Raw genomic sequence first — 14002 nt, forward strand, 5'->3', positions numbered from 1 at the left:
AATTCCACTTAAACATAATCCGCTCTAGTTGCCTTTAAAATATTCAGTTCTAACATCTTTTTCTTTTTATAACGATAAGCGATCAACAAACCAATAAACCACACTGGTGAAAGCCCCAATGCAATAAGGGTATCGTGATCTAAAGCAAGGATCACAATTGTAAATACCAAAAATAGCATCGTCAGCCATGCCATGACCAAACCGCCAGGCATTTTAAACTTAGACTGTAAATGTAACTCTGGAAATTTTTTACGATAGCCAATATACGACAGGATAATCAGCATAAAGGTAAATACACATAGAATTGAAGTCAGTGCTGAGATAATCGTAAACGCTGTCATGACATTCGGCACAATAAATAAAATAGAAGTCCCGATGGTAACGCAGGTCATAGAAAAGATAAGGCCTCGAATAGGTACCTTTTTCTTCGATAATTTACTAAAACTCTTTGGTGCATCATTATCCAACGCCAAACCATAGAGCATACGACTGGTCGCAAAGATGCCACTATTTGCAGAAGATAAGGCAGAAGTTGCAACGACAAAATTAACCAGCCCAGCAGCAATCGGCAAACCAATCAGTGTGAACATTTCAACAAATGGACTTTTTTCAGGTGAAATTTTTGCCCAAGACGTGACCGCGATAATGCATATCAACGCGCCAACATAGAACAGTAAAATACGTAATGGGATCGAATTGATGGCTTTAGGCAGAGATTTATGCGGATCTTTAGTTTCAGCAGCTGTGGTTCCGACCAATTCAATTCCCACAAAGGCAAAAATCGCAATTTGGAAACCCGCTAAAAAGCCTGTGACGCCATAAGGAAACATCGATTGAGTTTCAAATACATGGCTCATAGATGCCTTAACGCCATTGGGTGAGGTAAAGCCAGTACTGATTAAATAAATACCCGCAAGGATAAACAGAATGATGGCGGAGATCTTAATTAACGAAAACCAAAACTCCAGCTCACCAAACATTCGAACAGCAACAAAGTTCAGTATGGTCAGAATAGCCAACGAGGTAAATGCAGGTATCCAGACTGGAATATCAGGATACCAGAACTGCATATATCCCCCAATCACAATGACATCGGCTATCGCAGTAATAATCCAGTTACACCAATAAGACCAACCGAGGAAAAAACCTGCCCAAGGACCGATATAAGCCGTCGCAAAATCAGCAAATGTTTTGAAGTTGGTATTTGCCAGCAGCAGCTCACCCATTGCCCGCATAACAAAGAAAAAGAAAAAACCAATAATTAAATAAGTTAAAACAATTGAGGTACCTGAAATACTTAGGGTTTTACCTGAACCCATAAATAGACCTGTACCAATTGCACCGCCAATTGCAATCATTTGAATATGACGATTGGTCAGCGAGCGTTGTAATTTTTCTTCATCTTGCGAACTTTCCTGCAAATCTTCATCCAGAAGTTGCTTTCCTTTATTCTGACTCATGTCATCCTTACTCCAGTTTGCAGCAACCGTTATAAATGCTTAATAAAAATAAAATATTTTTAAAATGCTTTAATTTAAAAGTTCCATTTTTATAAAATTATTTTGAAATTAATAATTTAATTAATCCACCTCACTTGTAAATGGTTCGTATTAGATCCCTTTTCTAGGCACTAAAACCTGTTGTTATTGATCAAAAGTATCTTAGCCGCAAGCATCATATCTCATCCCCAAACGAGTTAAAGATGATGCTTTTCATTTTCGCCTAATTAATACCCAATTAACATGAAATATACTCTATTATCACAATCTCATTCCATCTTAGAAAAATATGAATATCGAGGATAGTAAAAAATTATGCATCGATATAAATAAAGAATATGGCTAAAAAACACAGTATAAACGCTGTGAATTAACATCTAAATCTGTGAATTTTCTACTTATACATAGCCCATCAACGCTTGTTCTGATTTGCAATATTAATATTGAGCAAACGTACCGATGCATCCTCTTTCACATGTAATTGATGGGCTTGTTCTACACTCAACGTCACTTGGTTTGAGTCTGGCTGGCTATAGGTCAAAATGGCGCGATAATTTTCATAATCATCATTGGCGACAATATAAGGTTCATCACCGAGCATAATCAGATCAGATTGTTCAATATGAACAGTCAACACATGACTGTCTTTGATGGCTCTTAGATTTTCGATATCAGCCTGTAAGGTTGCACCCGCGTCAAAGATATCGACATAACCCTTATAACGTAGCCCTTCTTCAATCAAAAGGTTATACGCGGGTTCGGTATTAGGATGAACGGCTCCAATCACCGCCTTCGCTTCATCAGGCAACATATCGACATAAAGTGGATGCCGTGGCATGAGTTCCGCAATAAAGGCTTTTTTGCCTGTACCACTTAGATAATCTGCTTTGGTAAATTCCATATCAAAGAATTTATGACCGACCGCATCCCAAAATGGTGAACGGCCATTTTCATCAGAAAAGCCCCGCATTTCAGCCACAATAGTTTCTTCAAAATACTGCCTGAAGGCTGATAAGAACAAAAACCGAACCTTAGATAAAAACTTACCATTTTTATTTAAACGGTAATCGGGATCTAAAAATAAGGTACATAACTCGCTACAGTTGGTGTGGTTATTACTCAGATACAAGGTCGGTAATGATTTATAAACATTCAAGGGTTCAGAAGAATGAACTTGTGTGCCGATATGGAAATTATACCAAGGTTCTTTTAAGCCTAAGGCAACCTCTATTCCACAGACACCAACCACTTTATGCAGTGAGGTATCTTCCAGTACAAATAAATAGCCCTGCTCCGACTTATCCAGTTTGCCTTCAACCGTTTTAATCGCCCGATCAATCCGCGCAGCCAGTATTTCCATATCTGGTTGCAAAGAGGTTAAACCAAAGCCTGCTTTCTGTGCTAAGTGGTAAAGATCATGAATATCTTTTTGTTTGATATAACGAATCATCATCATGTCTATTTCCCCTTATTCTCAATCAGAACAAACGAGACACAGGCTCCGCTGATTGTGCTCTTGAGTAAGACATCCAATTCATTTTTTCTATGCTGAACCGCGCACAATCCCGACATTTGCTATTCCTTAATTCTTAAATTTTTCCCTAGTCTCAGCTCATTAATGACCGAGCTGGCTTTATTTATGTAAGTCTTTTTTATGACTTCTTTCATTAAGCTGAAATCTAACTTGAATAATCTAAATCGATAAACAGCTCTGCTGATTACTCTATTATTCAAAAACTAATTGGCACAAAAAATTTTAAATTAAGCAAAAAATGAGCTGTTTTTTAGCATTTTATTTATTGACAGTGACAATATGAAAATTATTTTTCACTTTTGGAATGAATTAAAATTTAAATCGTATCTCAAAGGTTTGAAATCAAAAAACAAGACACCAAGTTCAAACCAAAGTTTACTCGCACGCTAAGCAATAAAAAAATATAAGGAATCGTTCGAAAAATAGATCTTATCTAAGATAAATTGCAGAGCATAAAAAAGCCCTTGTTTTCACAAGGGCTTTTTTATTTATTTGGCAGAGGATCAAGGACTCGAACCTTGACGAACGGTTTTGGAGACCGTCATGCTACCATTACACCAATCCTCTAAACTGCATGATTAAATCATATTTGACTTAATCATAAGAAAATAAGAAATACTTACCTTCTTAAATATGGTGGGGGCGAAGAGACTCGAACTCTTACACCTTGCGGCGCTGGAACCTAAATCCAGTGCGTCTACCAATTTCGCCACGCCCCCGATGGGTGTGTATATTAGAGATAAACCTTTCTACTGACAAGCCCTTTTTATAAAAAAACTATGTTTATGAAAGCTAATGCTTTTTTAATATACAGATAGAAATAGCAGACACAAAAAAAGGAACTTTAAATAAAGTTCCTTTGAATTTGGCAGAGGATCAAGGACTCGAACCTTGACGAACGGTTTTGGAGACCGTCATGCTACCATTACACCAATCCTCTATAACCACATGATTAAACTCTGTTTCGTTTAATCATAAAAAAAGCAAGATACTCTTGCTTTTTAAATATGGTGGGGGCGAAGAGACTCGAACTCTTACACCTTGCGGCGCTGGAACCTAAATCCAGTGCGTCTACCAATTTCGCCACGCCCCCGATGGGTATGCATATTAGTGAGAAACATACTTTCTGACAAGTCTTTCTATTAAAAAAACCATTCAAATGAACAGATAATATTCAAATCACACATTTATGTTTACTTTTACAACGTTTCTAGTCGTTTTAGGCAATCTTTTGCCTCTAAAACTGAATTAAAGCGTTGTTTAATATGCTTTTGCTGGAGGCCGTTAAGTAAAGGATAAAAACCTTCAAAGCCATTTGGAAGTTGAATGTGTAGTTGCTGGCAATGCAATACTGCCCAATCGTGATAAGTACTCGCCTTTAATCGAGATTGAGTCAGCCATTCATACACAATAATCCCCAAGGCATACAAATCACTTTGAATACTTTTCCCAACCCCCTGAAAAAGCTCTGGCGCCATATAATGTGGTGTTGCATCTAGAGTGTGAATCGGATGCCCCATCTGAAAAGATTGCTCAAAATCAATCAGCCGACATGAGTTTTCATAGAAACGAAAATGTTCTGCTTTCAAATCGCCATGTACCCACCCGACTTGATGTAATGCATCCAGCGCATCTAAGGCCAAAAATATCTTTTGTTTGATTTGTTCAATATTCTCAAAAATAGGAGCATCAGCAAAAAAATCATGCGCATCAACTGTGATCAGCCCTATTCCATCCTGATCTAATTCATTTACAAAATGACGTAATGGAATCATTTGGAATGGTAATAAAAACTGTTGTTCTGATTGCTGACAGTGCTGATAAAAAGCTAACTCTCTTTGGAAAGCCTGTGCCAAAACAGGCTGATCATTGGTCGCATGAAATTTCAGCCAATACAGTTGTTGATCAACTTGGAAGGTATAGACACGTCGCCCAAAGGCATAACTTTGCGCTTTGATCACTAAGTTTAGATCGTTAAGTTGAATCTTTGGATTAGAGGTCCACGTAGTAAAACTCATTCTGCTGCTTTTCTTCCTGCTTCCGCAACGATATTAGACAATGCTCAATGGTTTTTCCAATTCGTGCATGTATTTCAATAGAAGCAATTTTCGGCCATGTGGCACGCTCACCTTCTTGCTGCAAGATTTTAAACAATTTTGGCCGTGGGTTTTTCAGCATATAGCTATAATGTCTGAGTCCATATTTGGCAATAATATTGACGTCGCCATAATACCGTTGCCCCAAAATGCCATAACCATGATCCAATACCCGACGAATCGGAAAGAAGCCCCCCATATGGCTGCGTGTTAAATCCATGACTTCCATTGCAATGGCTTTACCTTGACGACGCACAATCCGTTCAGGCCAACTGAGTACATCTCTGCGGAAACGTTCGGTATCACTTTGCATAAACGGCACGATATGCGGATTGACCTGACTGGCAATGGTGTAATTAATATTATAGAGCCGAGCCATCTTTTCCTGCGGAAAATCACTGCGCATACTACCATCCACCCATTTGGTATTGGCGAGATATGGCGTATGTTGCCCATCATAACGCTTACTGGTCAGATGCACAGGTGGAAATAACACAGGCACCGCACAAGAAGCCAAGACTGCACTCCACACCAATACATTCGGTGCAGTCAGTGCATTCATAATACGCGGATTTTGCGCTGTGTTATATGGTGCAATCACGATATTAATATGACGTTTGGATTGCTGGTAAGCTTCTGCAAAAGTGACATCGCCCAAGTTCTGCATCAGGAATTGTTTCAAATACATCACATCGGCAATACCACCATTCACCTTCAATAGCTCAGTAACTTTCCTAAATTTAAATGCATCACTAAAAAAATGTTCTCCTTGCAACAATTCAGGAACTTTATCTGGTGTAGAAACACCTAACATTCCCGTCATGATTGCCCCTGCACTCGAGCCTGATAAAACCTGCGGCATGAGATCTTGTTCGATTAATGCTTTACACACCCCTGTATGAAATAAACCTAGCGTTGCGCCTCCAGAAAACATCACCGCAGGTTGACCATAGGCCTTTTGACATTCTTCAAAAAACTGGATTTTTTCTTTTAGTTGAAAGGTAATACATTCACTCGAAGCCAAGTAACGTAAGCAATCACTCATTTCCTCAACATAGTTTTCAATGATTTTTTTAGTGCCTATATAGGTCTGTGCAAATAACATCGGATGCCCAATATTGGCAAAGTCATAAGACAGCCCTTCTCGTAATACATAAATCAAATCGAGGGTCCGATGTTGCATACGATATTTTTTTAATAAGTTATAGCGTTTAGATAAAATTTCCGCATCATAATAAGGCGATTCATTGTCATATTTCCATGCTTCATGACCTGATTCTTCATCCAGTTTAAGTGCAATTTCTTTCCATTCGGTATAAGAACTGGCATGTCTTAAGCGTTCTTGCAACACATCAACTCTATGTGTCTGATATGTATTCTTTTTCTCTTGAACTCTATTGAACATTCGCGATCCTGATTTTCAGCTTATTTTTTATCTTCTTGCACCTATACAATGCAAAAAGCAGCCACAACAATCAAGGGTAAAATCGATTTATTTCGATATTTCTGATGATATTTTCTTTATTTCGGTAATAGCAGTGATAGTATCCCTATTCATCATTGAGTTTGGTTTATATGTATGGCTATCCTTGATTTACCCGAATCTATTCTTCAATCGCTATCGAGTGTTTTAACACAGCTTCAGCAAGTTCTCCCTGCACCAAAGCAACCCACTGACTTTTCAGCAATCGCATTCCGTTGGGAAAATCAGCAACTGGTCGCCATACAACAACCTAAAAAAATGCATTTGGAAGATTTAAAAGGCATTGAGCGCCAAAAAGACAAGATCATCCAAAACACCTTACAGTTCCTGAATGGCCTGCCTGCCAATGATGTTTTACTGACAGGTTCTCGTGGTACTGGAAAATCATCGATTGTACGTGCGCTCCTCACCGAGTATTCCACTCAAGGCTTACGTTTGATTGAAATTGAGCGTGATGATTTATCTGATTTACCCAAAATTCAAAAGCTGATTGAACATCGTCCTGAAAAATTCATCGTTTATTGTGATGATCTGGCCTTCAATGCCGAAGATGAAAATTATCGTAGTCTAAAAAGCGTTTTAGATGGTTCACTACAATCTGGCTCAAGCAATTTTATTATCTATGCAACCAGTAACCGTCGTCATTTACTGCCTGAGTTTATGCACGAAAACACACCAGTACGTAAGGTTGATGTACCGCAATACACCGAATTACATCCACAAGAAGCGATTGAAGAAAAAATTTCGCTCTCGGATCGATTTGGAATGTGGCTCTCCTTCTATCCCATGGATCAGCAGTTGTATTTACAAATTGTAGAGCACTACATTGTGAAAGCAGGCCTGGACTATAACGATCTGGTTCGTGGTGAAAGTCTGAAGTGGTGTCAAGCACGTGGTCAGCGTTCTGGACGCGCAGCCTATCAGTTCTCAAAGCACTGGATTGGCTCTCAAAATCTAGAAAAATTGTCGAACAAAGCCTCTGCATAAATGTCCTGAAAAGCCGTAGCTTTGTCCTTATTTCCGCTTAGCATAGGCAATTGTTTCTCATAATCTAGCTGTCACAGCATGGATTGAGTTTAGGAAACAAGATGATGAAACAATTGCCACCGACATCCCTGACCAGCAAAATTTTGGGTAAAAGCCTGTTATTGGCACAAGGTACGCTTGATAAAGCCGTAAAATATTCAACAACACCATTTTCAGAACCAGACATCATTCGCCCACGCACTGATGGGAATTTTTATACCTGGACACATTATGGAATCTTCTTTCCTCTGCTGCCTGAGCCTCATCGTTATTTAAATATTATGATCTTACTGGGTACACCAGGGGCGCTTGCGTTTGACCATGATGATATTACCTTAGGTGACCCAAGAAAGACTGCAACGTTTTTCTCTAGTACTGCGGCGCTAGATGAACATCTACTCAAAGCCTATATCATTCCAGAACAGACCAATATTCAAGACAATGGAACAACCATTGAGCTCGGTGAAGAAGTTTCTATCCAAGGAACTCTACCAAATATTCATCTCAAAGGTGCCTACCATGGGCTCAGCTTTGAATTTGATTTAGATGTCACCGATAAAATCTCATGGTTTATTAAAACCCCGATTTATGATCATTTTAGTTTATTGGCAAACTTCAAAGGTCAGCTTGAATATCAAGGGAAAGTCACGCCTGCCGAAGGCTTATGTACCTATGAATATGCCCGCGCTACAGGTGCACATGGCGTGGTGAAAAAGCTGTTACCTGAACCGTATAAATTACCACTCGATTTCTTTACCTATCAAATTATCAACTTAACCGATACCACCCAATTATTACTCACAAAAGCTGATATTTTGGGTCAACCAGCAGCCTATACCTTGCATGTTCGACATACCGATAAGCCTGCTGAAGTCTATACCAATGTCGAATTCAAGGTGATTGCACATCAAGTTGATGATTATGTTTCACCAAGTGGTAAGAAAATGCGCTTACCGCAATTGTTCTCTTGGTCTGTCAAAGACGATGCTGATCAGAAAATTTTAGATATCACTGCAGAAATTGATAGTCCTTTCCGTTATGGTCATGGCATTGGCTATGCCAGTGCTTATACCTTCACAGGTGAATATTTAAATGCCCCTGTTCAAGGTCGAGGTTATATCGAATATGTGGATGTAGAAGATCAAAGCGCATTTAAACAGTAAATAAGAACAGTAAGCCTTTGTAATCGATCAAAGGCTTACTCACATACGATAGAACAGTTTCCCGACTAACCTTTAAAGTGCTGCTGGATCAAATACATCAATCATTTGATTGACTGAATATTTAATCTCCGCTGCCACTTTTGCATCATAACCTTCGACCAAAAAACGGCTAATGAGTCCTTCAATTAGCGTATAAGTCACTTCAACCAACATCTCTGCCTTTGAATAAGATTGCAAATATTCTGTGATCAAGTTTCTAATCCAAACTTTATGTTCTTTAGATACGGAGATGATGTCTTGATCACCCAAATGCGACTCAGCCACAGCTCTGACGAATAAACATCCTTTAAAGTTATCTTCTTGAAACCATAATAAGTGCCAATCGATCAACCTGTTCAATGCCTCTCGCCCTGTTGCCTCCGCCACATAATCCAATAAACGCTGCCTAAACTTTTCATCCCGTGCTTCCAAGACCGACTTCACCAATTGATTTTTATTTTTGAAATAGGTGTACATCGTAGTTTTTGAACAGCCAGATTCATCTCGAATAAGGTCAACCCCGACCCCAACAAAACTATTTTCATAAAATAATTTTTCTGCGGTATGCAAAATTTTATCAGCAGACTTTGACATAAAAATTTACTCATTATAAATAGTACAGATCTGTACTATTTATAATTTTAGTTCTATTATCGCCATAAAGCAACCTAGTCGTGAGATCACCATGTTATCTTTATTCAACGGTAGAGAACATCTTGCTCCCTTACCTCAATCCATTGATATTATAAGAAGTTTAATTGGTGGCACATTAAGCATATTGATCTTAATCCTGCTTAGTAAATTCACCCACAATCTATTTATCATGGCGCCTTTTGGTGCAACCTGTGTCATCTTGTACGCCGTATCACAATCACCTTTGGCTCAACCTCGTAATGTAATTTTGGGACATTTTGTCTCGGCTTTTATTGGCTTACTGTTTCTTAAAGTTTTTGGTACGTCTGCTTTGAGCATTGCGCTTTCTGTCGGTTGTGCCATCGCAGCCATGCAACTTTTACGTTGTGTTCATCCCCCCGCTGGGGCAAATCCATTAGTAATTTTGCTAACAGCCAATACCATTCAATACCACTGGAGTTTCTTATTTTTCCCCGTGCTATTAGGTTCAATTGCTTTGGTGCTGGTCGCATGGCTGGTCAATAACCTTAAATCAGAAAAGAAATGGCCTGTGTATGGATTGGCTTTTATCCACAGTAAGAAAAATATCGAATAATCCATCTATCGATTAAAGCGCAATTTCAGCGTTTTAATCGATGCCCCCTCTTAATCAAGTTTCAATGAAATTCCAATTTCTCCTTGCAAATAATTTACTTTTCAATAAAATTAGGTAGGTCGGTATATATAAATATATTTTCTTATGAGCTCGAAATCAGCAAAACAAAAAATCTTGGATGCAGCTTCGACATTGTTTTATAACGATGGTATTAGCAATACAGGCATCAATAGCATTACAGAGAAAGCCAATGTGGCAAAAATGTCGCTGTACAATAACTTTGCCACCAAATCAGATCTAATCACCTGCTATATCGAAGCACGCCATCAAGAATGGCTGGATTTATACGAAAAGAGAAAAGTTCAAATCCAAACCCCAATCGATGGTATTTTGGCGGTTTTTGATGCTTATCAAGATCATGCCGAATTTGCTTATGAAAAAGGTTTTCGTGGTTGTGGCCTACTCAATGCAGCCGCAGAATTCCCTGCACATAGCCCTGAACGCTTGGCGGTTAAACAGCATAAAGATGAAATTGAAACGATTTTAGCGAATCATCTACAGCAACTTAGCATCAACCCTCAACGAGTTAAAGAACTGGCGCTGATGCTTTCATTTATCTTGGAAGGCTCGATTGCCCGTGCAGGTTTAGAAAGTTCAAGCGATAAAGTATTTGCTGCAAAACAAATGGTTCAAAACCTATTGGAACAAGAGGTTTCGAAGTGAGTACCACCTCTTCTAGCCTCAGTGCTCATTCTGGTTTTATTGCTGTTTTAGTTGCCTCTATTTTATGGGGTACTACAGGCACAGCCGCCTCTTATGCCCCAAATCTAAGTCCTTTAGCGATTGGTGCAATCGCAATGGGTGGCGGTGGCTTATTACAAGCCCTCTTGGCGCATAAAAATATCCGTAGTCATTTACCACAAATTCGCTCTTACTACTCATTACTGTTGATTGGCATGGTCTCTGTTGCGATTTATCCATTGGCTTTCTATTCGTCAATGCGTATGGCGGGGATCACCATTGGTACGGTCGTCTCAATTGGCTCAGCCCCTTTATTTACTGCACTACTGGAAAAGTTCTTTGATAAAAAAGCACTCTCTGGAAAATGGTTTATCAGTTTTGTCTTTGGTGTCGCTGGTGTCTTATTGTTATCGATTGGCGAATCACATTCCCAAGCATCTGCACGCACTATTGCGACAGATCAAAAAACTATTGGCATTATTCTCGGGCTGATCGCAGCACTCACTTATTCTTTATATTCTTGGGCTGCTAAGAAAATGATTGATCGTGGGGTAGACTCAAAGGCTTCAATGGGATTAATTTTTGGCTTCGGTGCTTTAATCTTATTACCAACATTATTTTTTACTGGCTCAAATCTTTTTGATGAGCCTGTGAATTTGTATGTTGTCGGTTATATGATGCTAATCCCAATGTTTCTCGGTTATCTGTTATTTGGCTATGCCTTAAAGACCATTTCAGCTAGTACCGCGACCACGCTAACGTTATTTGAACCTTTGGTTGCAGCTTTGTTTGCCGTTTTGCTGGTTGGCGAGCAATTAGCACCCATTGGTTGGGTTGGTATGGTGCTGATTTTTGTTTGTCTAGCTGTACTCTCTAAAACCGATAAAGCAAATTAATTTTGTGAAACTAAGTGGGCTAAAATGTGTGAATGTCAAAATGTAAAATCTTTTTTTGCATGTCCCGATGAATTTACCAATCTTTTTAGTTTTGATTTTGAAGCAAGCAACAACTTTCCACACTACTTCAGAGAGGAAAGTCCTACATATGAGACTACTCCTTCTTTTGACTACTCTAGAACTTGCTATCAATGTTCAGAATGTCAACAATGGTGGTATTTTGAGTGCTCGCCTACTGAGGATGCTTGCCCAATTCTAGGCATAAAATTAAATGCTGCTAATCATCTCTTATCAGAACAAGAGGTTAAAGCAGTAAAACAATTCCTAGCAGTTCTTAGCCATGCAGGATTTTCAGCAGAAAAATGTATTCGTCATGGATGCACAAACTTATCGCTTAAAAAGATTAAGTTATGCGTCAACCATTTTATTTAATACAACAAAGATGCCGTCCTATTTTCTGCAAAATACAACCTAGGCACTGGATACAGACTTTTTATAGATGCAGAGAAATAGATTTTCTCTGCATCGCTTCTAGAGCTTAAATATCAATACTCTTTTGCTAACTTCTCTAAGGTCGTGAGCATTTTTCTCACTACGCTTCTTTTATGATGCAACATGTTTTTAATGTTACTTGGATTAAAACCAGTCAACTTTGCAATACCACGACTAGTCATGTATTCACCAGTTTTCGCAAAGTGCTTTTCACTTAATTCGGTTTTCGCATTTGAAAATCGAACGGCTAGCTTATAATCATTAAACTCAGACCATGCACCTGTTTTATATTCGTCTGCATCAAAGCTGCTCTTCTGCTGAGTAGGTTTTTCTCGAAGAATATTACTTAAGCGGTTAATGACAATTTTTTCTTCACTTTTCTCAATTATTTGATAAAGTTCAGTTTCTTCAAAAGGACGTCCTAAAGCGATGTCTTTTCTATATTGTTCAACGACCTTTTCTTTTGACTCGACCTTTTTCTCACCTTGTTGAGTGAGGCAAAGAATCTTAAATAAAGACTCTAATCGACCACATGTAAAAATATAAGAAATTTTCAACTTACAACTCCATTATGAACGTTAGTTCATAAAAATATTTTCAAAAAAATTTTGACCTATAAATTCACTATAGAATTCATTTAAAGGCAAATCAAAATCAGCAACTAACTGCCTTCTTGTCGTTTGTGTAATTTCACCAGTTTTCGGATTCAGACCTGTTTTTTCAACGTCTTTCCAATAAACACCTGTACCACGTTTTTGCCATGCAGGAAGTTCATTAAAATTAATCTGCTGTGAAAAGAGTAAATCATGCTTTTCTTGACGATTTAATCCTTTCACTTGTTCCGTTGCTTCACCTACTGCATGCCCCAATTTTCTTAACATCCAATAGCAGTGTGCATTTAATGCATTTCGATGCGCATCCTCTTGTCTCCAACGGAAGTAGTCATCTACTAATTGCGAATTGGGTAAAACACAAACTCGAGCATCAAAAGTAGCAATTTGACCATGCATAACAGAGAATTTTGCACTGGCTTCACCTGCTAAAATAGAAAGAATTTTACGTTCCTTACGGTTGAAACTTTCATCGCGGTAATGGAATAAAAGAGAAATTTCATCGCTTTGGGTATAACCATAGACGATATTAAAGCCACACTGTAATAAATGGGTTGTGGTTTCTACCATTAAATCTCTAAAATGTACATCAAATGGCGCTTCGAATTGCCAGATTTCTTTGGTTAACCGTGTAAACCCACGACCATCCAACCTTACGACAATATAATTTTCAGGCGGAATACAGAAATCGTAAGCCGTCTCATATTTTCTTAATCTTGTATCTAAATCTTCAAATCTCATTATTGTTCTCTTTGATACAGCAAGCTCACATTAAAATCATTTTCTTGATCAATTGAAACGCGGTAAACTTCATCAAAGCCTTCATTAAGCTCAGGGATTTCTAACTTTTTAAACGTAGAAATCACACCAACTCTAGGAATTTTCGCCTTACCTTCTCGTTGTTCATTCCGCAAAAGAGCATCATCCAGACCACTATCAAAATAGTAAGCGATCACCTTAAAGTGAGCATTTTTTGCGTCTTGAACATATATCTTTCGATCTAGTTTACTCGGATTGGTATTATCAACAACAACCTTCTGTTTTGCGTCCAAACAAGCCTGAAACAATATTTTCTCACGATGTCTGGTTTTCAACATATCAAGATTGAGACGAATATGCGTATCAGAGAAATATTGCTTAAAGAATGTTGATTTACCTGAAGCTTGCCCACCTACAAAAATGATCAGCTCCATT

General features: G+C 38.4%; 14 protein-coding genes and 4 tRNA genes. 6 read left to right on the forward strand and 12 right to left on the reverse strand.

Going from position 1 to position 14002, the window contains the following annotated elements; all coding sequences use genetic code 11:
* Nucleotides 1–8 precede the first annotated feature (8 nt).
* The 8 genes from NDN11_RS12020 to NDN11_RS12055 form a co-directional block, all read right to left on the reverse strand.
* A complete protein-coding gene (locus tag NDN11_RS12020) occupies nt 9–1460 on the reverse strand; it encodes an amino acid permease (protein ID WP_251109772.1) in 1452 nt (483 codons plus the stop codon).
* A gap of 451 nt (nt 1461–1911) precedes the next feature.
* Nucleotides 1912–2955 carry an arginine N-succinyltransferase gene (gene astA / locus NDN11_RS12025; RefSeq protein ID WP_251109773.1) on the reverse strand — a complete coding sequence of 348 codons (1044 nt, stop codon included), beginning with the start codon at nt 2953–2955 and terminating at the stop codon, nt 1912–1914.
* A 571-nt stretch (nt 2956–3526) separates the two neighbouring features.
* Nucleotides 3527–3600: transfer RNA gene (locus NDN11_RS12030), tRNA-Trp, on the reverse strand.
* 67 nt (nt 3601–3667) lie between these two features.
* Nucleotides 3668–3752: transfer RNA gene (locus NDN11_RS12035), tRNA-Leu, on the reverse strand.
* Nucleotides 3753–3899: 147 nt separating this feature from the next.
* Nucleotides 3900–3973, reverse strand: a tRNA-Trp gene (locus NDN11_RS12040).
* A 68-nt stretch (nt 3974–4041) separates the two neighbouring features.
* A tRNA-Leu gene (locus NDN11_RS12045) sits at nt 4042–4126 on the reverse strand.
* A gap of 106 nt (nt 4127–4232) precedes the next feature.
* Nucleotides 4233–5051 carry a protein kinase domain-containing protein gene (locus tag NDN11_RS12050; protein ID WP_251109774.1) on the reverse strand — a complete coding sequence of 273 codons (819 nt, stop codon included), beginning with the start codon at nt 5049–5051 and terminating at the stop codon, nt 4233–4235.
* Nucleotides 5026–6534, reverse strand: a complete 1509-nt coding sequence (locus NDN11_RS12055) for a DUF3336 domain-containing protein (RefSeq protein WP_251109775.1) — start codon at nt 6532–6534, stop codon at nt 5026–5028. Before NDN11_RS12055 ends, NDN11_RS12050 begins: the two co-directional genes overlap by 26 nt.
* Before the next feature lie 174 nt (nt 6535–6708).
* Here NDN11_RS12055 and NDN11_RS12060 point away from each other — a divergent pair, with 174 nt between their 5' ends.
* Nucleotides 6709–7599 (forward strand): ATP-binding protein, encoded by an 891-nt coding sequence (locus NDN11_RS12060; RefSeq protein WP_004808306.1) that lies wholly within the window; start codon nt 6709–6711, stop codon nt 7597–7599.
* A gap of 101 nt (nt 7600–7700) precedes the next feature.
* On the forward strand, nt 7701–8801 hold the full coding sequence (locus NDN11_RS12065) for a DUF6670 family protein (RefSeq protein ID WP_251109776.1): 1101 nt from the start codon (nt 7701–7703) through the stop codon (nt 8799–8801).
* Between the two features lie 72 nt (nt 8802–8873).
* On the opposite strand, the gene NDN11_RS12070 is transcribed toward NDN11_RS12065, so the two are convergent.
* A complete protein-coding gene (locus tag NDN11_RS12070; protein ID WP_167249155.1) occupies nt 8874–9434 on the reverse strand; it encodes a TetR/AcrR family transcriptional regulator in 561 nt (186 codons plus the stop codon).
* A 91-nt stretch (nt 9435–9525) separates the two neighbouring features.
* Between NDN11_RS12070 and NDN11_RS12075 the strand changes: the two genes are divergently transcribed.
* The 4 genes from NDN11_RS12075 to NDN11_RS12090 all read left to right on the forward strand — a co-directional run bounded on the left by NDN11_RS12075 (nt 9526) and on the right by NDN11_RS12090 (nt 12137).
* On the forward strand, nt 9526–10068 hold the full coding sequence (locus NDN11_RS12075) for an HPP family protein (protein ID WP_251109777.1): 543 nt from the start codon (nt 9526–9528) through the stop codon (nt 10066–10068).
* A 144-nt stretch (nt 10069–10212) separates the two neighbouring features.
* Complete coding sequence (locus tag NDN11_RS12080; protein ID WP_251109778.1) at nt 10213–10791, forward strand: TetR/AcrR family transcriptional regulator; 579 nt, start codon at nt 10213–10215, stop codon at nt 10789–10791.
* On the forward strand, nt 10788–11705 hold the full coding sequence (locus NDN11_RS12085; protein ID WP_251109779.1) for a DMT family transporter: 918 nt from the start codon (nt 10788–10790) through the stop codon (nt 11703–11705). Before NDN11_RS12080 ends, NDN11_RS12085 begins: the two co-directional genes overlap by 4 nt.
* Before the next feature lie 24 nt (nt 11706–11729).
* Complete coding sequence (locus NDN11_RS12090; protein WP_167249146.1) at nt 11730–12137, forward strand: hypothetical protein; 408 nt, start codon at nt 11730–11732, stop codon at nt 12135–12137.
* 113 nt (nt 12138–12250) lie between these two features.
* On the opposite strand, the gene NDN11_RS12095 is transcribed toward NDN11_RS12090, so the two are convergent.
* From NDN11_RS12095 to NDN11_RS12105, 3 genes are read right to left on the reverse strand one after another with little or no spacing between them, the layout of a single operon-like run.
* Nucleotides 12251–12754: a hypothetical protein gene (locus NDN11_RS12095; protein ID WP_171551984.1), complete on the reverse strand. Its 504-nt coding sequence runs from the start codon at nt 12752–12754 to the stop codon at nt 12251–12253.
* A 21-nt stretch (nt 12755–12775) separates the two neighbouring features.
* Entirely contained in the window at nt 12776–13549 is a 774-nt protein-coding gene (locus tag NDN11_RS12100; protein WP_251109780.1) for a tRNA(His) guanylyltransferase Thg1 family protein, read from the reverse strand.
* Nucleotides 13549–14001 (reverse strand): AAA family ATPase, encoded by a 453-nt coding sequence (locus NDN11_RS12105; protein WP_167249141.1) that lies wholly within the window; start codon nt 13999–14001, stop codon nt 13549–13551. The genes NDN11_RS12100 and NDN11_RS12105 overlap by 1 nt, the downstream gene beginning before the upstream one ends.
* Nucleotide 14002 lies beyond the last annotated feature (1 nt).

The sequence above is a fragment of the Acinetobacter sp. C26M genome (assembly GCF_023702675.1).
Classification (GTDB): Bacteria; Pseudomonadota; Gammaproteobacteria; order Pseudomonadales; family Moraxellaceae; genus Acinetobacter.

Coding starts and splice junctions, on each gene's coding strand:
- NDN11_RS12020 (WP_251109772.1), bottom strand. CDS start 1,460: ATGAGTCAGAATAAAGGAAAGCAACTTCTGGATGAAGATTTGCAGGAA.
- NDN11_RS12100 (WP_251109780.1), bottom strand. CDS start 13,549: ATGAGATTTGAAGATTTAGATACAAGATTAAGAAAATATGAGACGGCT.
- NDN11_RS12070 (WP_167249155.1), bottom strand. CDS start 9,434: ATGTCAAAGTCTGCTGATAAAATTTTGCATACCGCAGAAAAATTATTT.
- NDN11_RS12055 (WP_251109775.1), bottom strand. CDS start 6,534: ATGTTCAATAGAGTTCAAGAGAAAAAGAATACATATCAGACACATAGA.
- NDN11_RS12080 (WP_251109778.1), top strand. CDS start 10,213: ATGAGCTCGAAATCAGCAAAACAAAAAATCTTGGATGCAGCTTCGACA.
- NDN11_RS12105 (WP_167249141.1), bottom strand. CDS start 14,001: ATGGAGCTGATCATTTTTGTAGGTGGGCAAGCTTCAGGTAAATCAACA.
- NDN11_RS12065 (WP_251109776.1), top strand. CDS start 7,701: ATGATGAAACAATTGCCACCGACATCCCTGACCAGCAAAATTTTGGGT.
- NDN11_RS12075 (WP_251109777.1), top strand. CDS start 9,526: ATGTTATCTTTATTCAACGGTAGAGAACATCTTGCTCCCTTACCTCAA.
- NDN11_RS12050 (WP_251109774.1), bottom strand. CDS start 5,051: ATGAGTTTTACTACGTGGACCTCTAATCCAAAGATTCAACTTAACGAT.
- NDN11_RS12090 (WP_167249146.1), top strand. CDS start 11,730: ATGTGTGAATGTCAAAATGTAAAATCTTTTTTTGCATGTCCCGATGAA.
- NDN11_RS12060 (WP_004808306.1), top strand. CDS start 6,709: ATGGCTATCCTTGATTTACCCGAATCTATTCTTCAATCGCTATCGAGT.
- astA (WP_251109773.1), bottom strand. CDS start 2,955: ATGATGATGATTCGTTATATCAAACAAAAAGATATTCATGATCTTTAC.